Below are 22820 nucleotides of genomic sequence, written 5' to 3' on the forward strand. Positions count from 1 at the left end.
TACTGAGTATATTTGATGAGTGAATATTTTTTGATATTCATCATTTAAAAAGCAATGAAGTGCTGCGTTAATCAATGCATCCGTTGTTCGACCATTATTAACGACAGCCAAAATCTGTTTCCTTCTTATTATGTTTTTAACAGAAATATTTGCAACTCAATTGAGCTTTTAATATATTTTTGTCATCCAAAACGGTTGTTTTGGATGACGTCAGATAGGTGTAAATAGACGATTATTAATGCCCTCTACGTAAAATTATTTCAGTTTTAGCCTAACTTTGTTATTGGTTGCGCTCTCATAGGGTAAGGGATGTTCTGCCATTTCAAACCAAATAATACTCTTAGAACATTGATTCTTTTTATGAGTAATTCATAAAGTAAACAACAAACCGTAAAGGTGCCCGCCGCAATAACCAAAAACTCCAACGTGCCAGATAAACCCCAATCAATCACGTAATAACCAAGTACTATGATGACTGTTTGATGCAAAATGAAAAACGGATAAACGATGGTATTACAATATTTCAATGTATTGTTGGTGTAGTTTAGGTATTTTCGAGCAAAGCCGATGATGAGAGCTATCCATGACCATTTAACTAATAGGCTGGTATAATCCCAAGCCACTGTTCTGTCACATGTTAGCAGCTCATCAGGTGACAAAAATATCGCTAATAAAATGCCATAACTGATTAAACCAAGTGTTAATGCAAGGTAGCGATTCTCTTCAAAAGCTTGCCAAATGTTAGGCATACGGGCAAAAGTACAACCCATAATAACGGCAAAAATAAAGATTGCGTGTCCGTACCAGTCATCATAAAAAGCATGGCTTACCTCATGATCATCAATAGTCAGAAATATCGCTAAATATATTGCTAGGGGTAACCAAATAATACGAGCGCCTTTAGAAAGCCAGTTTTCAGTCTTGGCAAGTATGTGTTTACCTTTGTCACTATTAATGAAAGAAAAAAGGGGTAATAAAACAATCGAATAATGGAATAAATACAACACGTACCACATATGGTTATAGGTAGGGAAAGGTGCATTCATGCGTTCATCCCATGAGAAGGTAAAATACTGAGATGTCCAAAATTGCCAGAAACTTCCTTCAAACACTCCCTTTTGCATCGCTTCATAATAAGACTGGGGAGCGACAACAACTGCGATAGCAAATAGAAGCGGCAGATAAAGCTTAACCACTCGTTGCCATGTAAATGACTTAAGTGACATTTTTGTAATCATATGGCTTATGGCTACACCCGAAACAATAAATAAGATATCAAGTCGCCATTTTGAACTCAGTATCATTATCGATTTTAAAAAGGTGCTGTTATGGCCGCTTTCAATATGAAAGCCCCAGTCAACAAACATCATGGCGGTGTGGTAAAGAATTAAGAAGGCAAACGCGAGTATTCTCACCCAATCTAAAAAATATTGGCGATCACACACGTTATTGGTTAGTTGCTTTTCTGTTGATTGCGATAACATAAAGTTTCTCTGGCGATGTATTATGCAAGTCAGTTTATGAAAGTGAGGTTGTTAATTATAGGGCGTAGGGATGAGTTGGTCTTGTGTCGTGACAAGCGGGAATGGATATGAAAAATTATTTGTCATTTTGGTGTTTTAACGTTATTTAACAAGTAATTTTGCTTAATGGGCTTAGCGCATAAATAGTTCATCACGCACCAAATACCTCAAAGAAACGTGTTTTGTACCCCCTAGAAAGTCGTAATGTTGTGCCTGATTTTAACGTTATTTGGTAATCTCCCTTACTAATATGATCCACTGTTACTACTTCATTTTTGTTCACTATATGCGTGCGGCGAATGCGAATAAACTGCTCTGGGTCTAACTGGCTTTGCACAGTCGTTATTGTTTGTCTTGCAATGAAAGCGGTTCGCTCTAGGCAGACTTTGACATAATTACCTGATGATTCAATCCATTGAATTTCGGGTGCTGAGACTACTTCAATTGCCCCTTCAGACTTGAACAGTAGCTTTTCAGGAAAGTGTTGCTCTGCTCGGTAATCTTGGATTATTTTAGGGATGTTGTATTGAGAAATCGTTCCGGTGAATTCGCGAAATCGAGCAAGCGTTTTTGCCAAGCGCGCTTTGTCATAAGGTTTGAGAAGGTAATCTACTGCATTGAGTTCGAATGCCTTAATGGCATATTCATTAAAGCCCGTAACAAAGACAACGCCAATATCTTTAGTGTATTCAATATTACTGGCCACAGACATTCCGTCTAACAAAGGCATTTGAATATCTAAAAAAACGAGGGCAGGGGAATATTTTTCAATGCATTCTAGGGCTTCAATGCCATTTTGAGCTTGTGCGACGACTCGAAAATCTTTGTGGTCTTGTAAAAATAATATCAATTTATGTCTTGCTGCTGGTTCATCATCAACTACTAATACGTCGTGTACTACGTTGATTTTATGCTCAGCATTTATTGACGGCTCAAGCTTGGTGTCATTACTCATGAGTATTCTCCAGATATTGAGCCGGTAAAATAAGGGTTAGCGTTATTTGATCATGATGGTTACTCTCTAAGCTAACCGACGCTTGTTCTTGATATAAAAGTTTTAATCTGTCTTTCGTATTTTGTAGGCCAATGCCAAAAGATTCTTGTTGCTGTGTACGTTGACGTAATGGGTTGGTTATTTTTATCTCTAAAAGGCCATTTTTTAGAGTTGATTCTAGAATAATTTTACCAATTTCATTTGAAGGCTCGATGCCATATTTAACTGCATTTTCAAGTAACGGTTGTAGCAACATAGTGGGAATGAGTACTAATTTAGTTGCTGGCGATATTGCAATTTCTAACGCCATTCGTTCATCAAAGCGTAATTGAGAAATCTCTAGGTAAGACTGCATGGCTTGTAACTCTTCTTTAAAGGTCACAAAAGGTTTTTGCTCGGATGCTAATGAATAGCGCAGTAAGTCCCCTAGCCGAGCAATAATTGAGTCTGCTTTGTCTGCGTCTTGATAAACGGTACTGGAAATTAAATTTAAGGTATTAAATAAAAAGTGAGGTTGTAATTGGCTACGCAAGGTTTGCATTCTTATTGTGTGTAATTCATTTTGTAAATTGGCGGCATTTAACTGTTCTCTTTGCGAATGGTCATAATTTATTTTGGTGTAAGTGACAAATATAAAAATAAGGTATATTGTGAGTGCTTTTGGGAATTCGTAAATGTATCGGTCGATTAAGTCCCAGCTATCAAATAGGGTACCGTCTATCATTAAATGTATGCTGTTGCGTAATATCAGCATGATAGTAATAAAGCACAAGGTGATTGGTATATAGAGTAAAGCCAATTTAATCGTGGTTTTAATTACATGAGCTTTGCCAAAAGGCCAGAGCTCGCAGCTGTAGATTAAAAAGGGAGAAACGATAATGAAGCTGATCACTGAGCTATACGTTGCTACCCAAGGCTGCCAAGTTAAACCAATCTCTCCTCTTATAAGAGCATCAGCTATTTCAGTTTGAACAACCATTAACCCTGAAAAAAAACCTACTACAACAAGGTAACCAATACGTTGCCAAGTGCACCAGCGGATATAAATACCTAAAACACCTGTGAAATAGCTTATTTCATTGTTCATGTTTTTTACTACCTACTGTGTGAGCTTGAAAAGGTTAATGCTGATTTACTGTAATATAATTTGTTTATTGGCACCAGATTGTATCATCCAATTCAACACGGTTAATGCTCACTTCATCCCATATTAAAAGTAAAGGCTTAATCCGTTACTTAAGTCGTCATTAAAATCCCATTCAGCACGGCGCAATCCCAATTAACCCCTAGCCGATTATCCTTGTTCAAATTTGGAAATATTGTGCTTACCAATGGAAAAAATGTCAGCGTCAATGTAGGCTACCAACATTTTGCAATGAGTAATTTGTCGACGAGGTTATCTATTTAACAGCTTAATGGCAATGATATTGAAAAAAGGCAGAGCCTAGACACGTGCCATTCTTCTAGCTTTATCACCGCTTGCATTCAGCTATTTTAGACTGGGAGTAATCCTTTAAGCTTCAGGGTTACTGTTGTGATGAACCATGAAAGCAAATATTATGAATATAACGAGGTAATCCTATGAAAATAGAATTTTGGTTTGATTTTGCTAGTACATATTCTTACCCTTGCGCAATGCGCATTGAAAGCCTTGCAGAAAAAAGCAATCTTGAAGTAGTGTGGCGACCATTTTTATTAGGCCCGATATTTAACAAGCAAGGCTGGAATGATTCACCCTTTAATATTTATAAAGTTAAGGGGGAGTATATGTGGAAGGATTTGCAAAGGATCTGTAACGACATAGACTTGCCTTTGAAACGACCAGATAAGTTTCCACAAAATGGTCTACTTGCCGCCCGCATTGCGGTGACGTTCGCTAACGAACCTTGGATACCAAGTTTTATAAAATCGGTGTTTTCGGCCAATTTTGAACATAATGAAAATATAACTTCACCATCGGTAATATCAGATTGCCTCACTCTTGTAGGTGAGAACCCTGAAGATATTATGAAAGAGGCAAATAGCGACATAGCAAAAGAGTTACTTCGACAACAAACTGATGAAGCGTTAACACGTGGTATTTTTGGCTCTCCGTCTTTCTTAGTAGATGAGGAACTATTTTGGGGAGATGATCGCTTAGAAAGAGCAATAAAATGGGCAAATGATAACAGGTCACACTAATATAGCTTGATATTACCTTTGCGGCATTAACTAAAGACACACACTAAGTTGTATGTCTTATCCACTTGGTGAAGACTAGCCATCAGGTATTAATTAAGTGAGAATAATTGTAGCTAATTCTTCATTCGGTGATAATTTTTTACTCACAAGTTTCCCGTTACACAATGATAGGCTAAACCTGTCATTATTTTTGAGATAAGAATTTCACTAATATTTTTATCAAGCGCTGACATTTTCAGGTGATAATATAGTCGATATCCAACCGGGAAATGAAAAAGGACGTGACAATGATTTATAACCGTAAAGGGATAATCGGTATTTTCATCATATTGCTATGCATCACGATAGGTGTACTGGTGCAAGACCCAATAGCGCAGTCACTTGAATATCATGACTTCGCCGACAATCGTACTTTCTTCTCTATTCCAAATTTTTACAATGTGCTTTCCAATCTTCCCTTCATTATTGTTGGTGTGATGGGGCTGTATAGCCTTTATATCTCAAATGAATTAACAAAATTAGAAGAAGTTAAAGTAGGGTATAGCTGCTTATTTTTGGGCTTGTTACTCATTGGTTTTGGCTCTGGTTATTATCATCTTTGGCCGAGCAACCAAACGTTAGTATGGGATAGATTTCCCATGACACTTGCTTTTATGGCGTTAACCGCGATTATTATTGCTGAATACCTTTCTGTTAAATTAGGTAAACGTCTACTATATCCCTTACTTATTACTGGAGGAGCATCAGTGCTTTATTGGCATTTCACTGAGAGTATTGGTGCTGGCGATTTACGGTTTTATATCCTCGTTCAATTTCTGCCCTTAATTGCGATTCCACTAATTTTGCTATTAATGAAGCCGACATTTAGTCACGGGAATAGATATTGGTGGCTATTAGCGAGCTATATAATTGCCAAAGTATTTGAACATTTTGATCCGTTTATTTTTACCGTATTAACAGCGATAAGCGGGCATACATTAAAACATTTGACTGCAGCTTTAGGCATGTTGCTATTACTCAATGGTTACAATAAACGAAATAAAGTGGCAGTTAACGACTGATGACAAAGGTAAAATATCCCCCTAACGTTGGTGAAAATGATAGTGTGATCCTATTTGACGGAATCTGCAAACTTTGTAATGTTTGGACCCAATTTATCATTAGAGTTGATACACAACAGCACTTTAAATTATGTAGTGTTCAATCATCAGAAGGGCAGAGTATATTAAATCATTTTAAAATGCCAACTGAGCATTTTGATACCATGTTATTGGTAGAAGGTGAGCAATGTTTTGATAAGAGTGATGCTTTTTTAAATGTGGTGACGAAACTTAGTTACCCATGGCGTTTATTCTACGTAGTTAAAATACTTCCTCAGGGCATTCGAAACTGGCTTTATGATCGCATTGCTCGTAATAGGTATCATTTATTTGGACAGTACGATACCTGTATCTTGCCGAGCAAAGAAAATGAAAACAGGTTTATTAACAGCAAAAAGTAAAGACTAAAAGAGTACATGAACAAGCAATGTTACTAGCGACTTTATTCGGCTCATTGTGAATGTTAAACAACACTAAGCAAGGTATTTGGCTTAATGCCGTACCAGTTTTGGAGTTGATGTTAGATAGCTAGCAGAGTGGTTGCCTTTAACTGGATTGTCACTTACAATTTGCTGGTAATATAAATTTAAGGAGAAAAAAATGATAGTAATTCACACCCACCCGGCAGAGAGTCAACACTAGTACTTTTGGGTCACTAGAACTTTATTTTCTCACTTCTGCCCGGTGTTACTCAAACACGGGGTTAATGTACACCATTATCCCGATAACTTTTTATTGTGTGAATTCTCACATAAATGAAGGGATATTACAGTGAATCAAAATTATTCATTACGCCAACTCGGTTGGCAACCATACTACCAACAACAACTATCACTTGAAGAATACGAGCAATTAAATTGTGCTCGGATAACGGCTCATCATCGCAGTGAGTATGTTGCACAATTAGAGACAAAACAAATTGCTTTACCAATAAACAAAAATTTACCAGCAATGACAGTTGGTGATTGGGTTTTATTGGACTTAGATAATCATTTTGTTCGTCAATTAGACCGGCATTCGCTATTTTCTAGAAAAGGCGCTGGCAGTCAAATTAAGCAGCAACATATATCAGCCAATATTGATACCTTGTTTATTGTTTCATCGCTAAACCAAGACTTTAACCTTAGCAGGTTAGAGCGATATTTAGCATTGGCACATGATGCTGAAGTTGAGCCTGTTGTTGTTTTAACAAAAACTGATCTTTGTCAAGATGCCAAAGATAAAGCAGCGCAAGTGCAAGCACTTGATCCTTTGCTTAGGGTGCTAACGGTAAATGGGCTCCTTGAACAAGCCGCAGACACACTATCACCATGGTGTAAAACGGGCAAAACAGTGTCGTTTGTCGGCTCTTCAGGTGTAGGTAAGTCAACCTTAATAAACAGATTATTAGGGCAAGAGATCGCATTAACGTCTGGTATTCGTGAGGATGATGACAAAGGCAAACATACCACGACTGCTCGCGCGTTATTCATTAGCGAAAATAAAGGCGTCATTATTGACACTCCCGGCATGCGAGAGTTGCAACTGATCGGTTGTGAGGAGGGCATACAAAATACCTTTGCTGATATTGAGGCTTTAGCAAAACGGTGTCGATTTAATGATTGTCACCATGTTGATGAACCTAACTGTGCTGTGTTACAGGCGATAGAAAATCAAGATTTAGACAGTCGAAGGCTTAATAATTATCAAAAGCTATTGCGTGAACAAGCATATAACAATGCTAGTTTGAAGCAGCAAAAAGATAAAGGTAAGCAACTAAGCAAGATGTATAAACGAGTACTCAACGAGTCGGTTAATATCAAAAGAGGTTATTAATAGTAAAGCAACAAAGCGGTGCATTGGCACCGCTTTTTATTGTCTCTGGCTAACGTACTTTTAGAGCTAATCCGCTTCGAATTTGGCAAATAAGCCTCACAATAATTTAATGCGAAACATTATATAAAAATGAAAATATTTCTACTGACCCATGAACGAGAATTGCACAGAGCAACCAATACTGGCTCGCTCGCTATAGGTGCTTCTAATAACATCGTTGAACGCGTAATTTGGCAGAGAGTCAACCCAAATAAAGACCTTACAAGATTAATAGAAATTAATGAGGCGGTATTATTATATTCTAAGACAGAATCATCATCTCCAATATCGTCAACAGAAATTATAGATTATGAAAACATTATTATTATTGATGGGACATGGCAGGAGTCAAAAAAGATTTTCAATCAGAGCGCTTATTTAAAAAAAGCGCCACGATTCACATTGAATACAGCAAAGGACTCTTTATACAAACTTAGGGCCAATCAACCTAAAGGTGGTCTGTGCACCATCGAATGCATAATCGAAGTCTTAAGAATGAAAGGTCAAAATAATATCGCAGCAGACTTATCATTAAAATTTGCACAATTTAATGGTTAAAACTTAATAAAATAATTAGGCAATCCTAATGGGTGCAAACAATATTTCTGAATAACCACAGTAATCACCGTATAATTACGACATCATCAACAGCGGTATTTAATCTAAGGTATTTAACTCTAGTATGGCAAAGCAAAGTAATCATTTAGAACTGACTGTTAAGCAGATTCCTCTGACAGAAGATAGTACGTTTACTTCAATTCAATCTGAGCCGATCAAATCAGAATTAATAGCAGAGAACACTGCGATGAATGGTCAAAGTAGTGATAAAATAAATAAAACTTCGCCTAAAATTGTGCTTGCGACCCTCAATGCAAGGTTTTTTCATACCAGTTTTGGTTTACGTTATCTTTATGCAAATTTACAAGAATTACAGCAATTTTGTGAAATAAAAGAGTTTATTATTCAAACTCGTGCCATTGATATTGTTGAACAAATATTAGAATCAAAACCCGATATTGTTGGGTTTGGTGTCTATATCTGGAACATTGTTGAAACCACTGATGTTGTTAATTTATTGAAAGTCATCGCACCAGAAATTAAAGTCATTTTAGGTGGGCCTGAAGTGAGTTATGAAACGGAGCAACAGCCTATTGTTGCTTGTGCAGATTATGTCTTAACGGGACCCGCAGATATTAGTTTTTACCAGCTATGTAAAGATATACTCAATGAAACACCACCAGATACTAAGGTCCTTAAGTCAAAACCTATCCCGTTAGCAGAAATAACCTTACCGTATGAATATTATACCGATGAGGATCTAAAGCATCGTTTATTGTATGTTGAAGCGTCTCGCGGTTGCCCGTTTAAATGTGAATTTTGTTTATCGTCGTTAGATAAGTCTTCTACACCATTTGAGTTAACCTCTTTTCTCGAGCAGATGGAAATCCTTTATCAACGAGGTGCCAGAAATTTTAAGTTTATCGATAGAACCTTTAATTTAAACATAAACACCACTATGCAAATTATGCAGTTTTTCTTAGACAGAATGACTGACGATCTTTACCTTCATTTTGAAGTGGTACCTGATCACCTTCCAAGAAAATTAAAAGAATTATTAGCGCAGTTTCCACAGGGCAGTTTACAGTTTGAAATAGGCATACAAACCTTTAATATTGATGTTCAAAAAAATATTAGCCGTAAGCAAAATAACGCTAAATCCAAAGAGAATTTACTGTGGTTAAGGGATAATACCTCAGCGCATATTCATGCCGATCTCATTTTTGGTTTACCTGGAGAAACCTTCGACAGCTTTAAAGATAGCTTCAACCAGCTTTATCATTGCCGCCCTCATGAAATTCAAATGGGCATTTTGAAACGATTGAAAGGTAGCCCGATTATAAGGCACACAAAGGCATTCGATTTACGTTTTAATCCATTACCACCGTTTAATATCTTAAGCACAGACAGGGTGAGCTTTAGCACCATGCAACGTATTAACCGTTTTGCGCGATATTGGGACATGATTGGTAATTCAGGGCGCTTTAAAAACACTTTACCTGATATCTTATCGGATGAACCGTTTGATGATTTTATGGCGATTACCGAATGGATTTTTGATAAAACAGGGCAGATTCATAAAATTAGCCTGAAAAAATTATTTGAGTTACTTTCACAATCTGTGGAAGCGTTATTCCCGGAGAATCATTCGCTTGTTATTGAAAAGTTAGCAATAGATTACGAAGCAACGAAATTAAAAAGTCTCTTTAATGGACTTCATCTTTATGCCGCTCAGCAGACGAAATCGATAACTAAAAACAAGTCATTAAAGCGACAACAACAACATATGAGCTAACTTTGCTGTTGTGATGAGGCTATTACGTGTTGAATTTGTCATAGCCTATCTTGAGCAAATACCGTGGTATTTTCATATCTAAAACTAGTTACTCCCCACTGTTATGCTGATACAAGACGAGCAAATTACTTTGCGCCCAAAGTTTCCCGTTGTCATCGCTGAGGTATTGTTTAGCGTCAAACCAATTAAGACCTGATTGTTCAACAGTTAGCCGTTCATAACTACTTACTGACGAATAGTTAAAATTTGATCAGCAAGTTAGTCTGAAAATTGTTTTTCAAACCGAGTACTTATTCGGAAAGTGCATATGTTAGTCAATGCATCATTGCTAGAATATTCGACCTATATTTCAAAAAACATGCAAACTGCATTTTTTAATTTCTTATTTGCGTTAGCTAATAAAATCTCTTACAAGGAAGCAACATTTTATGTTTAATTTTATTAATAAAATAAGGGGGTTGCTATTAATTACCCTGTTATGTCTTATCAGCGCCTGCGGGAGTGATGGTGGAGGTGAGCATTATGTGACGGAAGTTAACCTAACTGCTGACAAAACTACTTTTCCTGCTGGCGTCAGTCAAACTATTGAAGGTCAGGCTATCTATAATGATGGTGAGATAAGTGATGCATCAAGTGGTAACTCATTATGGACAAGCGATGATGAAACTATTGCTGTTGTTGATAATAAAGGAGTTGTCACTGGAGTGAGTGCCGGGACAGTATTAATTAATGCGAACTATCTTGGTGGTGACGGTACGGCAAGTGGTGCTATTTCAATTACAATTACTGAAGCGGTATTGCTTGAAATAGAAATTATTCCATCGAATAAAAGTGTGCCCTTGGGTTTGCATATGAAGTATCAAGCAATTGGGACTTACAGCGATAATACTGAACATATATTAGATAATAATAGCGATATTAGCTGGAGTAGTAGTGATGCCACTGTTGCTACCATAGATAGTGCCTCTGCAATCGCTGATACATTGAAAATTGGTGAAACCACCATTTCTGTTGGGTACCAAAATTTAATAAGTACCTCTGTATTAAACGTAACTAATGAGAGTTTAGTTCGGTTGGTTATTTCGCCAGAAATGGAGGGAGAGACAAGCGTACCGGATGGTTACAAAATAAAATTTACTGCAGAAGCAACCTATACAAACGACTCGAAGGTGATTGTCACCGATGACGTCACTTGGCATTCAACTGACTATCTTAACTTGAATCCTACTTCGCCGAACGGAACATTTGAAGGCATCGAGCCAAGTATGGAAGAGGTAACAGCAACTTTAGATTTAATAACGAGTAATGCCATTTCAGTTACAGTAACTGACAGTCTTCTTGAATCTGTAGCTATCGAATCAAATGAGCCCTCATACCCTATAGGATTACCCAAACAATTAATTGCAACAGGTTTATTCTCTGATGGTAGTGAAAAAGATATTGCGAAAGAGGCAAATGTAAATTGGCTAAGTAAGAATACTGAGATTGCTACTGTGAATAATGATGGTGTACTAATGCCTATTTCAATGGGTAAAGTAGTAATTCAGGTAACGACGGAGGATGACAATATTTATGATGAAAAGACTTTTGATATTACCGCAGCTGAACTAACTGCAACTATTGTTATTTCACCAGCAGATATACTTCTTGCACCAGGAGAATTCCACCTTTATGTTGCTACGGGTTTATATACTGATAATACGTTGCATATTTTAAATGGAAAGCCAGGAATTAACTGGAGTTTAAGTTACGGTGAGGATCCAAACTATAATGAGGGGGTATCTATAGATCATAGAGGGGTACTTGAAAACCAATATCAAAATAGCAGAGCTCTAACCCAGCAAGTTGAAGTTAACGTGAAAGTTGATGGTTTTTCTAACACCGAAAAAACATACGTTAATCTTAGTGCTACGAAAGTGTTAGGTGTGTCAGGTAACTTAAGTTTTGTAAGTCCATTTTCTGTAACTGACGCAGCGTTATTAGAGTTTACTTCTTCCATTTATCAAACTCTGACTGAAAATGGTGTAAGCGGGCCAGAAAATGGTGAGTTTGTTAAATTAACTCAACAAAGTGCTACAACAGAATGTGCTAACTTAGTTTATAATAGGCATGATGATTATCGACTACCCACTTCTAGTGAATTGATGTCTTTATGGACGACTTATGATAATAGTGGTGATGATGATTACCAATTATATACTGAACAGAAATGGTCTGTTGGTGAGTACTTTTGGACATCTGAACCTGGCGAAGAAGAAGGAAGCTTTAAAATTGTTGATCTACGGGAAGGGATTGAAGGAAATGTATCAGTCTATTCAACTGAACGCTATTTCAGTTGTGTTAGGGACACAGCTGCACTTGACTAACAATAGTAGATTACAGCTGATTATTTAAACTAGAGCCCCCACAGACAAAAGAAAGCCTCTACAGAAATGTAGGGGCTTTTTTATTTTTAAAGGTTGATTTATTAAGTCTTTAGAAGAGACTATTTACCTGAAAACAACATTGTTCTCATTACACTTTTTAATTAATCGCCGCCTCATTGTTCAATAAACGTATTTTAAAAAGTAAATTCAGAGTAATCATCGTTTCGAAACTGACTGTAAACGTAACAAAGCTGATTACTCTGAAATATTTTTGTGTTGACTTTAATTACTGTTTTGAGGCTTTATATTTTGACAGTAACAAACAAGTTATTTATTAATATGCTGTGTTTTTTGTTTCAGTAGAAGGGTTTACAAGATAATTGTTCAATATCTTATAGACAAAGTGTTTTATTGATGTAATCTAAAATAACTATTTAACTTAATAAGAATAAAAAATGCAAAGATTAAAAGAATCTCAAGAAGCACTAACTCTTATTTATGATGCTTACAATGACGTAGCAACTAATCCTTTAGCACCGTTAGATATTGATGACCAGGAAGGTTTGAAGAAGTTACTTGATACAGTGATGAATAGAGAGTCGGTATCGCATATCCAAAATAAAAAAGCCCTTAAAGAGAGCACTGAACTTCGAAGCTCTATCGCCGATGTATTATTGTTGCTTGATGGCTGCGATATTAAGGAAATTAAAGCGGCTATGAGAAAAGCGACAGCTACTGCTACAGAAGAAATTACTGAAGTAGAAAAGTAATTCAATAAACTTTTTATAGCTTATATCAAAACCCATCTAGAGTCAGCGCGAAATACTGATAGCGTAATTTCGCGCTTTTAGATCTGCAATAAAAGGGTAATACAAGTGACGATAAAGTATAAGTTGACGGCTATTAAAAAATTGCTGCCAAGTTCTCTTGTTGCTCCATTGCCGCTTTAAAGCCATCGCGAGCCATTAGCCTTTTTAAATAACTTCGAGTGTGAGGGCCAAAATCATTGTCGTTCCCTGTTTTGTGAGCGAGAAAAAGCGCATAACCCACGCAAATATCCGCAATGGTAAATTTATTCGCACAAAGATAATCACTAGTTTCAAGGGCAAGCTCAACACTATTCAACCGTGATGATAGCCACTTCTTATAGTCTTCGACAACTTGGGGTTGTAAACGTTCAGGTTTCTCATAACGGTCATATCTTAATATTAACGCTTGCGGAAAAGTGAATGTCGTATCACTACGATGAATCCAATTAAGGTATTCACCGTACTCTGCATGTTCAATACTTAAGCCTAATTCACTAGCTCCATACTTATCAACCAAATACTGACAAATTGCGGCAGATTCTGTCATGACTAACTTTCTGTCGATGAACGTTGGCACTGTGCCTAAAGGGTTAATGTCTAAATAACCTGCATGGTTATATCTAGGCGGAAATTCCATATTAATCAGTTCATAGTCAAGCTGTAACTCTTCAAGAGCCCATAGTGGCCTGACAGAGCGAGAGTCTCGGCAGTGATACAATTTCATTTATTATAAGCCCATGATAATTAGTGGATAACACTTTAGCACAATAGATCTGTTTGTGCTTAACCTACATCGACTAACCTAAAGTCCTTTACGGGATAAGTAATGAAAAGCTGATATCACCATGAGTAGCGCTTTAACTTACAGTTTCTTACGTTTCCCCGACACTTACTAAACAATAAAGCAGATCTACTTGTTTGCTAAAAAAGTATAATAACGACACGCTTTATCAATCAACACAACTAATAGGTAGGCACATATGCCGATAAAATTGAAAAGTATTCTTGGACTCAGTTTTCTACTAATGGGAGGGTGTAGTCAACTTCATCATGTTCATATTGGTGATATCGATCAGTCACAAGGTACGTTAACTCCATTCACAATTCAGGTGAATGAATTGGGCTTTGATCTAGCTAAAACTGCAGAGATAGGGGCAGAGGTAGCAAAATCATCCTCAACCAGTGAAGACTTAGAGTTAGTCGCTTTTATTCTGGCCATAAGCAATTTTGGTCCTAAAACGGGTAATCCGGTATATAACGATGCTTATGCCGCTAAAGTTCTTGCTGAAGTAATAAAAGTATGTCCAAGCAAAAAGTTAACTGGATTAACATCCGTACGCGAAGCAACCAACGTTGGCCCTGTAAGTGGCGAGGTTGTAAGTATCAAGGGTTACTGCATTAATAACAACCAGACTAATAATATTTAGGAATTAATTACATGTTAAAAAATACTTTATTGTTTTCATTACTTGCACTTTCACTGACGGGTTGCGTTGGATTAAATACTGTTTCTATGACACAAGTGCCAGCCCAAAGAAATAACGTCATTACGACCTCATCTGCTAGTTGGAATTTTATCGGTATTAATTTTAGTAATGCTTTTGTTGATGAAGCCGTTGATAAGCTTAAAGGGCAATGTCCTACAGGAAAAATTGAAGGGGTTTATACCAAGCACCAAACTACAGGTTATGTGCTTATGTTTAAAAGAGAAGTCATTGTTTCTGCTTACTGTAATGAGGTGTAGCAATGAAAAAGCTATTTTTGTTACTTACAGTAGCAATGCTTAGTGCGTGCACAAGCAGTATTCATATGTCACAAGTAGATGTTGGCAGTAATGATGCAAACAACGTTGATATAGGAAAGGTCATTGAGATTGAAAAGTCTCAAAAAAATATACTTGGCTTTGTTTATGATACTGATTATGTCGATCTAGCCTATAAAAACCTTTTACTAGAATGTCCGAATGGAACCTCAATGATTAATGTTGAATACCTAACCAATCATGGTTTTTTCAGTTGGACTGATAAAATTCGAATTAAAGCAGTTTGTTTATAGTTGACCGAGCGTTAGTCTTCAATAAATGTTGTTTTATAAAAACCGCTAGCTGAAACGTTAGCGGTTTTTTACTTATCAATTAAAAGCCTCTTTTATTACTCATTATTATACGCAGTAAACTATCGCCAATAACTAATAACACCGCTATGCCAAAGAAACCATAACTCCATATTTGTTCAGGATTAATGGTTTCGTTGAGTAAAAATATTGCCACCAGCATCATCAATATGGGTTCGCCATAATTTAACATGCCAAATATTGTGAACTTTAAACGTGTCGATGCGGATACAAAAAATAGCATGGCGACAGTACCTAATAAACCTGAGCCTAATAACAATAAGATTCCCCAATCTAATGAAGGTAAAAAGGGCATTTGCCGTTGGTAGGTAAAATAAAGTAGCAATAAAGCGATAGGCGTGACAAAAATGTTCTCTGCGACAAAATTACTTGTAGTAGGTATGCTGCTTTTCCTTCGCAAGATAAAATAGGGTGGATAAGCTAAACAAATAAGCAGTGTTACCCAGGAAAATGACTGGCTTTGGTATAGTTCAACGCTGACCCCAAGTACAGCAGCGCCTACAGCTAACCACAATAACGGACTCAAGTTTTCTTTAAAATAAAACCGACCAGTTAAGCTCATGGTAATAGGTAATAAGAAATACCCCATGGCAATATTTATCGTTTCGCCATTGACTGGCCCCCAAAAAAATATCCACCACTGCAAGGCGATTAATGGGGAAGTTAAACATAGTATCATTAACTCTTTGGGTTGAGAGAATATCCCTTTAAGCGCGAGTAACTGTTGTGTTAACAGTAAAAATAATAAACCAAATCCTAACTGTGATAGTACGCGAAATGCAAAGAGAGTATTACCATCAACAGGTGCCAAAAATTGTATGTAATAGGGTAACAATGAGAAAATCAGGATTGAACCTAACATCAAGACGTACCCTTGAAGTTCTTGCTTGTTGGTAGAGGTAATTGGCATTTAATCTCACTAAACTAACGATACACGGGTAAATTGTGCACAATGGGGCAGGAAAGAGCTAGTGTCAATAGTAATTAGTGTAATTGTACTTTAAAGTTGCTTAATGATGGTTCACTCAATCACTGAGCTAAGTTATTATCATTGAACCATCATTAATTTCTTTGCGTCTAGGTATTATCTAATAAAATTCCCAGTGCTTTCGCAACTCCTGCGCCGTAAGCAGGATCGGCTTTCAAACAATTAGCAATATGTCTTTTTTGAATTTCAATGCTCGCTCCACTGACAGATCTGGCGGTATTATCAAATAAAGCTTGCTGTTGGTTGTTATCCATTAATCTAAATAAGTCACCCGGCTGAGAAAAGTAATCTTCATCATCTCGATGATCCCAATGAGCAGCAGCACCCGATAAGGTTAATGGTGGCTCAGAAAAGTCAGGTTGTTCTTGCCATTCACCCTGATTATTGGGTTCATAACCTATGGTACTGCCATGATTACCATCAACTCGCATTGCACCATCTCTATGGTAACTATGAACAGGACAACGAGGAGCATTGACCGGTATTTGTTGATGGTTTACCCCTAAACGATAGCGCTGAGCATCACCATAAGAAAACAAACGACCTTGTAACATTTTATCAGGAGAAAAACTGATGCCTGGTACTATACTGGCGGGGTTAAACGCAGATTGTTCTACCTCAGCGAAAAAATTCTCTGGATTGCGATTTAACTCCATTATGCCAACTTCAATAAGCGGAAAATCTTTATGTGGCCATACTTTTGTTAAATCAAAAGGGTTATAAGGTGACTTTTCTGCTTGCTCTTCTGTCATAACTTGAATTTTTAAGGTCCAAGAAGGAAACTCACCCGACTCAAGTGCATTATATAAGTCTGCTTGATGACTTTCTCTGTTTTGACCAATAACAATCTCAGCTTCTTGATCTGTTAAGTTTTTGATGCCTTGGTTGGAAACAAAGTGAAATTTAACCCAGACGCGTTCATTGTCTGCATTGATCATGCTAAATGTATGACTACCAAAACCATGCATGTGACGGTAAGTTGCAGGCAAGCCTCTGTCACTCATTACGATAGTTACCTGATGTAAGGCTTCTGGCAGAGATGTCCAGAAATCCCAATTATTTTGGGCACTACGCATGTTAGTACGGGGATCACGTTTGACGGCGTGATTTAAATCAGGGAACTTTAACGGGTCACGTAAAAAGAACACAGGGGTATTATTGCCCACTAAATCCCAGTTACCTTCTTCAGTGTAAAATTTTAAAGCAAAACCTCTGATATCACGCTCAGCATCGGCAGCACCGCGCTCGCCTGCTACTGTAGTAAAACGTGCGAACATCTCCGTTTTTTTACCTATTGCAGCGAAAATTTTAGCGCGAGTGTATTGAGTAATATCTTGGGTAACGGTAAAAGTACCATATGCCCCAGAGCCTTTGGCATGCATTCGTCTTTCAGGTATGACTTCACGATCAAAATGAGCCAGCTTCTCTAAAAACCAAACATCTTGTAATAATTGCGGTCCACGAGGACCTGCGGTCATAGTATTTTGATTGTTAGCTACAGGGCAGCCGGCATTGGTGGTAAGTTTCTTTTTCATCATATCTTCCTAATATCACGGGTTAGAAACATAATAATAGACCAAACCCCCTAATCGCTGAAGTTGATTAAATTGATGATAATGATTGATTAAACCTATTGCTGTAAGTGTCTAAACTTAAACCTGATAGTTATTTAAAAGCGAGTTTAGCAGTCACATAGAATGAATACGTATGTACCCATCTATCCATTTGGTTTTTTATAATGAATACTAAAACAACGTAAAATCAATAGATTATTGGGTTACTATGAGTGTTTACCTTAAGAAAAACCTACGCGAAGCAGTTATGTTTACGCGCACTAATCAATACTTGTCAGGTCTCACAGCCTTACGAGGTATTGCTGCCCTATGGGTCGTAGTATTTCACATGGATGTGATTATTTTTTACCGAGAGCTTGGCACATTAATGCCTCATACATGGTCAGGGCTAATTACTAAAGGTTACCTTTGGGTCGACTTTTTTTTCATCTTGAGTGGTTTTATAATCTGCCATATATATGGAGAGCAACTCAGTGGAAAATTAAACTTTAGCAAGATAAAAAAATATCTTGTTTCCCGATTTTTTCGTATTTATCCACTGCATTTATTTACTTTACTGTTGCTCGTAGGGTTTGTAGTTATTGTTTCTACTTTGGCGCCAAGTGTTATAGATGACAGTTGGCACTTATACTTTGACTGGCGAGCGTTAGTTAGCAATATCCTGTTAACAAATGCGATGAATCAGCATACTTACTTATCTTGGAACATCGTTTCATGGTCTATCGGTGCAGAGTGGTGGACTTACCTTTATGGTATTGGATTATTTTATTGTATTGGTCATAAGAGTAAGAAAAATATGATAGCGATAACGGTAATGTCATTCATTGGCTTGTTTTTGTTAGTCTATTTTTATCCGAATAATACTCTCGATATCACTTATGATTTTGGCTTTTTAAGGTGTCTTTTAGAGTTTTCTTTAGGTGTGATGAGTTATAAGGTGTTTAAATTGGAGTTAGGTAAATCTATCTTTCACAAAGATAGATACTTTTTCATGGTGTTAATCGCAATATTGGCTATATTTCACTGGCGGTTTAATGATTTATTAACCATCCCTCTTTTTTCAATGTTAGTGCTTTGTGCTGCGTCTAATCAGGGGAGTGTCTTACGGGTACTTTCTATAAGCAGTTTACAGAATTTAGGCCGGATTTCGTACTCTATTTATTTAATGCACGGCGTTTGGTTTATGATCTTTTGGTTCACTCTACCTATTATCAAACGTACTTGGTTAATTGAATCATTTACCCTGACAGAGGTTGCAATTTATGCAATCACGTTTATTACGTTAACCGTGATATCAGCAAAATTTTCATATCAATATATCGAAGTGCCATTTCGTTATTCATTCAATCGCAAAGACAAATTACATAAAATGCCTTGTTAGCTAAAGTTGATGGCTAGGTAGGTTGCTTTGCTATCCCTTAACTCGACTTTCTCTAATTGCTTGCTTCATAAATAGCTTTCTGGAAGTTATCATTTACCTTGAATCTAGGTGATTTTCCAATGTTAATTTGTGTTGCTCTAACATAGAGTATAAAAACTCTAGCTTGATGTTTTGAATACTTTCCTTTGCCTTTGTATAGTTTTCTTTGGCCTGCGCAGTATTTCCTTGCAGCAAGAATACGTCGGCTAAATGAAGTCGTGTGGAATTCATACCAATTTGGCTTTGAATAATTTGGTAAGCAGAAAACGCGGAGGTAAAAGATGCTAAGGCTTTGTTAAGCATTTCTTGCTCAAGATAAACTAAGCCTTGCTCTTCGGCTACACTCGCTTTTAGAAACCAATCTTGGTGTTTATCTGTGATAGTAGTTACTTGCTGATAAAACTGTAATGCTTTTATAAAGTCTTTATTTTTAGCTGAAACTCTCCCTTTAAGTAACTTGATACTGGCAATTTCGAGTGGATCTTCTATCGAGAGTTTGGATGATTTATCGAGTAAATTAGCAGCATTGTCTATTTGATTATCCCACAAATACAATTTACTCAAATAGATCATGGCAATAACAGAGTCAGGGTTCAATGCTAGATAACTTTCAAAAAAGCTAATCGATGTATGCCAATCCGATTCATAGCTGATCATAGCTTCAGCAAATAAAGCATCGTTAAAGGCTTTGACTGGCTTATATTCACTTTGTTTGAGTGGTTGATCGATAACGTTGGCCAATTTCTTCGATAAGGTGACAAGTGCAGTATTTATTGAAGTATCAAGAATCACTCCTTGTTTCACATCATTTGCGGTATGAAATTTATAAACTACTTTATAATCAGATACATATCCAAAGACTTCGGTTTCAACGATTAATGTCGCACCAGATACACTAAAAATTTTAGCGACATCATTTGAAGAAAACTGTCGCTCTAAACCTATTGTCTGCATCAAATGAGGAATGTATGTTCCTTGATAGATATAAATTGAATCAGGTAAACCTTTTAATTTCGCAATAAGCTGTTCCATTGCCCCTAAATATATCCAATCATTTTCTCCATAAGGAATACTGTTTTTTATCGGGAGTACAAGAATACTTTGCTCGAAGTTAACATCACTACTGTCTTCATTTGAAAAAAAAACAGCAAACAGGATTAAGCAGATGAGTGAAATTGCAGCAATATAATTTTTGAATAAAGAAGGTGTTAAAAAACTCTTCGTTGACGCTTGCTGACTTTGACCAATAGGCGCGAGTTGTGCGGTAAATTGATATCCCTTACGAGGAAAGTTGAGAATGATTTTTGAATGACCAAATAATTTTCGAATTTCTCTAATTGATTGAAAAATAACACCATCATCTACGTTTACATCGTCCCAAACACAGTCTAAAAGTTCCTGTTTACTGATTATTTCTTCAGATCTATTCGCTAGATATAGCAGAACTTCTAACGTTTTAGGGCGAATGTTTTGGCAATTGTCTTGAGAAGATAAGGTACGGGCTTTTACATCGAGAACAAAAGTATCAACTTGGTATTTCATTAAAACAGCATGTGAATATGGGTGTTACATCATGTTATCAAATAATGTTAGTCAGGGTCAGGTAAATTAGTGGTAAAACATCTTCAGCGAACATTAAATAATGAATAATAAGCGGGAACATAGGCTGGACAATCCTATTGTTCCCGTGATCCGACAATGACTAGTTAACTTTGCCTAGCAATAGGTAAGTGAATTCACTACTTAGTGAAATTTGCCCATCCATCACGACGACCTCTTGATGGGAATAATAATCAAAAAGTAGGTCACCATTTTTAAAGACCTGATAAACTGGTATTTTTTTAATTCCTTTTGCTAGTCCTTTAGCGACTAATACTTTGTCTTGAGAGCCTAACTCTCTTTTGAAGATATAAGGGCTTTGGTTTAATATCGTATGTTTACCAGAGCCAACCGAATCATGCGCTTGACGGAATTGACCTAATTTTTGCCAGTGAGCTAAAATGTCAAGTGTTGCTGGTTTAGTTAAATCCTGCCAATTCATATAGCTGCGCATACTGGCATCGCCAATAGCATCTTTTGCCTGCATTGGGCGAGCTAATTCATCACCGTAGTAAATTTGTACAGCCCCAGGTGCTAACATCAATTTAAAGGCGGTTTCAAAGGTTTTTTCACGTTTAATGTCATACGAATCTGGGTCATCATGCGAGCCGATATAATTAAGAATACCGACATCATCAAGCACACCATTATTAAGATGTTGCGAGTATGAAGAAAATATTTGTTCTGAAGCTTGAGCAGCGTGAGCAACAAACCCCATATTTATTAAAGCATCAAAACCGTAATCAAAAAAGTCTACTTGTTTGTCTCCGTAATCATAAGACCGTCCATCTTTAGCCGTATTTTTATAGCCATTTAATCCCCAATTAAACACTTCTCCAACCATATAAAAGGGTAAATCGTCCATGGCTTGCGCGGGATTATTCTTTTTCCATGTACTTAAAGCGTATTCACTTTCTTTTTTCAATACTGACCAGATATCTGCTTCAACATGTTTGGCGGTATCGACACGAAAACCGTCGACACCATAATCTTTTACCCAATCGGTCAACCATTTTACGATGTAATATTTAGGTGCACGAGGGTAACCTGTACGTGAAAAAAAGCGATCAAGCTCAGACATCTCCTGCTGTAAACGACCTTCATCTTGCCATTTTTTTAATAACTTAGGCGGTAGTTTTACATCAGCATTGCTTTCTGTTTTGATATCGGTCAATGAGGTGGCTAATGCGCATTGTGTATTTTGTTGATAGTTATTCCATTTACACAGTGGCGTTGTTCTGATCCAGTCGTTTGGCCACGCCCAGTCCTGTTTTGTTTCCGGCCCAGTGTGGTTAATAATAACGTCCATTAATACTTTAATGTTATGTTTATGGGCAAGAGAAATCATTTTCTTTAAATCAGCTTCTGTGCCGAAGTTACTATCAACAGTAGTCCAATCCTTAGGCCAATAACCATGATAAGAATAAGTTAAGCCAGAGGAGTCATCATAACCATGTACTTGCTCAATTAATGGCGTCATCCAAATCGCATCAACGCCTAGGCGGGTGAAATAACCCTCTTCAATTTTTTCGATAATTCCTTTAATGTCACCGCCTTCAAAGCCTCTTAATTTGGCTGCTTTTTCCGTGCGATTATAGGATTGGTCATTACTGGGGTCACCATTATTAAAGCGATCAGTGAGCATAAAATAGACAGTGGCATTTTTCCAAAAGTCCGGTGTTGATTGTTCAGCATAAAGGCTCGGTGAAATAGTGGCAGCTATTAACAGAAAGATTATATTTTTTAAGCGCATTCAGTCGTCATCCATAAATGTGTAAAAGTTGAGAACTATTTAGCTGTTTTACACGATAAAAGAAAACTTAAACTTTCTTAAATAAACTGAAGCTTATGAAATTGTTAGTGTTTTTATAAAGTAGACTAATGTTAAACTTATTATTCTTACCTGTATTATTTGAGACTTAGTAT

Annotated in this window: 20 protein-coding genes; 12 read left to right on the plus strand and 8 right to left on the minus strand. The window is 36.9% G+C overall.

Features of this window, described 5'->3' with window-relative positions; all coding sequences use genetic code 11:
- Positions 1-266: 266 nt before the first annotated feature.
- From ND2E_RS07655 to ND2E_RS07645, 3 genes are all read right to left on the minus strand, one after another.
- Positions 267-1484 (minus strand): acyltransferase family protein, encoded by a 1218-nt coding sequence (locus tag ND2E_RS07655; RefSeq protein WP_052056663.1) that lies wholly within the window; start codon positions 1482-1484, stop codon positions 267-269.
- A 190-nt stretch (positions 1485-1674) separates the two neighbouring features.
- Positions 1675-2478, minus strand: a complete 804-nt coding sequence (locus ND2E_RS07650) for a LytR/AlgR family response regulator transcription factor (protein WP_223303635.1) — start codon at positions 2476-2478, stop codon at positions 1675-1677.
- Entirely contained in the window at positions 2471-3604 is a 1134-nt protein-coding gene (locus tag ND2E_RS07645) for a sensor histidine kinase (RefSeq protein ID WP_081962062.1), read from the minus strand. The genes ND2E_RS07650 and ND2E_RS07645 overlap by 8 nt, the downstream gene beginning before the upstream one ends.
- A gap of 494 nt (positions 3605-4098) precedes the next feature.
- On the opposite strand from ND2E_RS07645, the gene ND2E_RS07640 reads away from it, so the two are divergent.
- The 8 genes from ND2E_RS07640 to ND2E_RS07605 all read left to right on the plus strand — a co-directional run bounded on the left by ND2E_RS07640 (position 4099) and on the right by ND2E_RS07605 (position 13141).
- Positions 4099-4698, plus strand: coding sequence for a 2-hydroxychromene-2-carboxylate isomerase (locus ND2E_RS07640; protein WP_033094513.1), 600 nt, complete (start codon positions 4099-4101; stop codon positions 4696-4698).
- A gap of 287 nt (positions 4699-4985) precedes the next feature.
- The gene (locus ND2E_RS07635; RefSeq protein ID WP_052056665.1) at positions 4986-5759 is read left to right on the plus strand and encodes a ceramidase domain-containing protein; all 774 of its coding nucleotides are present in this window, start codon (positions 4986-4988) and stop codon (positions 5757-5759) included.
- Entirely contained in the window at positions 5759-6199 is a 441-nt protein-coding gene (locus ND2E_RS07630) for a thiol-disulfide oxidoreductase DCC family protein (RefSeq protein WP_033094514.1), read from the plus strand. The genes ND2E_RS07635 and ND2E_RS07630 overlap by 1 nt, the downstream gene beginning before the upstream one ends.
- Before the next feature lie 370 nt (positions 6200-6569).
- Positions 6570-7613 (plus strand): ribosome small subunit-dependent GTPase A, encoded by a 1044-nt coding sequence (rsgA, locus tag ND2E_RS07625; protein ID WP_052056667.1) that lies wholly within the window; start codon positions 6570-6572, stop codon positions 7611-7613.
- A gap of 129 nt (positions 7614-7742) precedes the next feature.
- The gene (locus ND2E_RS07620) at positions 7743-8210 is read left to right on the plus strand and encodes a DTW domain-containing protein (RefSeq protein ID WP_033094516.1); all 468 of its coding nucleotides are present in this window, start codon (positions 7743-7745) and stop codon (positions 8208-8210) included.
- 124 nt (positions 8211-8334) lie between these two features.
- Positions 8335-10005 carry a B12-binding domain-containing radical SAM protein gene (locus ND2E_RS07615; RefSeq protein WP_033094517.1) on the plus strand — a complete coding sequence of 557 codons (1671 nt, stop codon included), beginning with the start codon at positions 8335-8337 and terminating at the stop codon, positions 10003-10005.
- A 428-nt stretch (positions 10006-10433) separates the two neighbouring features.
- Entirely contained in the window at positions 10434-12371 is a 1938-nt protein-coding gene (locus ND2E_RS07610; RefSeq protein WP_033094518.1) for an Ig-like domain-containing protein, read from the plus strand.
- A gap of 455 nt (positions 12372-12826) precedes the next feature.
- Positions 12827-13141 carry a hypothetical protein gene (locus ND2E_RS07605; RefSeq protein WP_033094519.1) on the plus strand — a complete coding sequence of 105 codons (315 nt, stop codon included), beginning with the start codon at positions 12827-12829 and terminating at the stop codon, positions 13139-13141.
- 133 nt (positions 13142-13274) lie between these two features.
- On the opposite strand, the gene ND2E_RS07600 is transcribed toward ND2E_RS07605, so the two are convergent.
- On the minus strand, positions 13275-13904 hold the full coding sequence (locus ND2E_RS07600) for a glutathione S-transferase family protein (RefSeq protein ID WP_033094520.1): 630 nt from the start codon (positions 13902-13904) through the stop codon (positions 13275-13277).
- 256 nt (positions 13905-14160) lie between these two features.
- On the opposite strand from ND2E_RS07600, the gene ND2E_RS07595 reads away from it, so the two are divergent.
- From ND2E_RS07595 to ND2E_RS07585, 3 genes are read left to right on the plus strand one after another with little or no spacing between them, the layout of a single operon-like run.
- Positions 14161-14607, plus strand: coding sequence for a hypothetical protein (locus ND2E_RS07595; RefSeq protein ID WP_033094521.1), 447 nt, complete (start codon positions 14161-14163; stop codon positions 14605-14607).
- An 11-nt stretch (positions 14608-14618) separates the two neighbouring features.
- A complete protein-coding gene (locus ND2E_RS07590; protein ID WP_033094522.1) occupies positions 14619-14924 on the plus strand; it encodes a hypothetical protein in 306 nt (101 codons plus the stop codon).
- A 2-nt stretch (positions 14925-14926) separates the two neighbouring features.
- Complete coding sequence (locus tag ND2E_RS07585; RefSeq protein WP_033094523.1) at positions 14927-15235, plus strand: hypothetical protein; 309 nt, start codon at positions 14927-14929, stop codon at positions 15233-15235.
- A 79-nt stretch (positions 15236-15314) separates the two neighbouring features.
- On the opposite strand, the gene rarD is transcribed toward ND2E_RS07585, so the two are convergent.
- Positions 15315-16223: an EamA family transporter RarD gene (gene rarD, locus ND2E_RS07580; protein ID WP_052056670.1), complete on the minus strand. Its 909-nt coding sequence runs from the start codon at positions 16221-16223 to the stop codon at positions 15315-15317.
- Positions 16224-16390: 167 nt separating this feature from the next.
- Complete coding sequence (locus ND2E_RS07575) at positions 16391-17836, minus strand: catalase (RefSeq protein ID WP_033094524.1); 1446 nt, start codon at positions 17834-17836, stop codon at positions 16391-16393.
- Between the two features lie 247 nt (positions 17837-18083).
- Between ND2E_RS07575 and ND2E_RS07570 the strand changes: the two genes are divergently transcribed.
- On the plus strand, positions 18084-19256 hold the full coding sequence (locus ND2E_RS07570) for an acyltransferase family protein (protein ID WP_033094525.1): 1173 nt from the start codon (positions 18084-18086) through the stop codon (positions 19254-19256).
- 93 nt (positions 19257-19349) lie between these two features.
- Here the strand turns inward: ND2E_RS07570 and ND2E_RS07565 are convergent, their stop codons facing one another.
- Positions 19350-20837 carry a winged helix-turn-helix domain-containing protein gene (locus ND2E_RS07565; RefSeq protein WP_033094526.1) on the minus strand — a complete coding sequence of 496 codons (1488 nt, stop codon included), beginning with the start codon at positions 20835-20837 and terminating at the stop codon, positions 19350-19352.
- A gap of 160 nt (positions 20838-20997) precedes the next feature.
- Positions 20998-22647 (minus strand): alpha-amylase family glycosyl hydrolase, encoded by a 1650-nt coding sequence (locus tag ND2E_RS07560; protein ID WP_033094527.1) that lies wholly within the window; start codon positions 22645-22647, stop codon positions 20998-21000.
- Positions 22648-22820: the final 173 nt, after the last annotated feature.

The sequence above is a fragment of the Colwellia psychrerythraea genome, assembly GCF_000764225.1.
GTDB lineage: Bacteria > Pseudomonadota > Gammaproteobacteria > Enterobacterales > Alteromonadaceae > Colwellia > Colwellia psychrerythraea_D.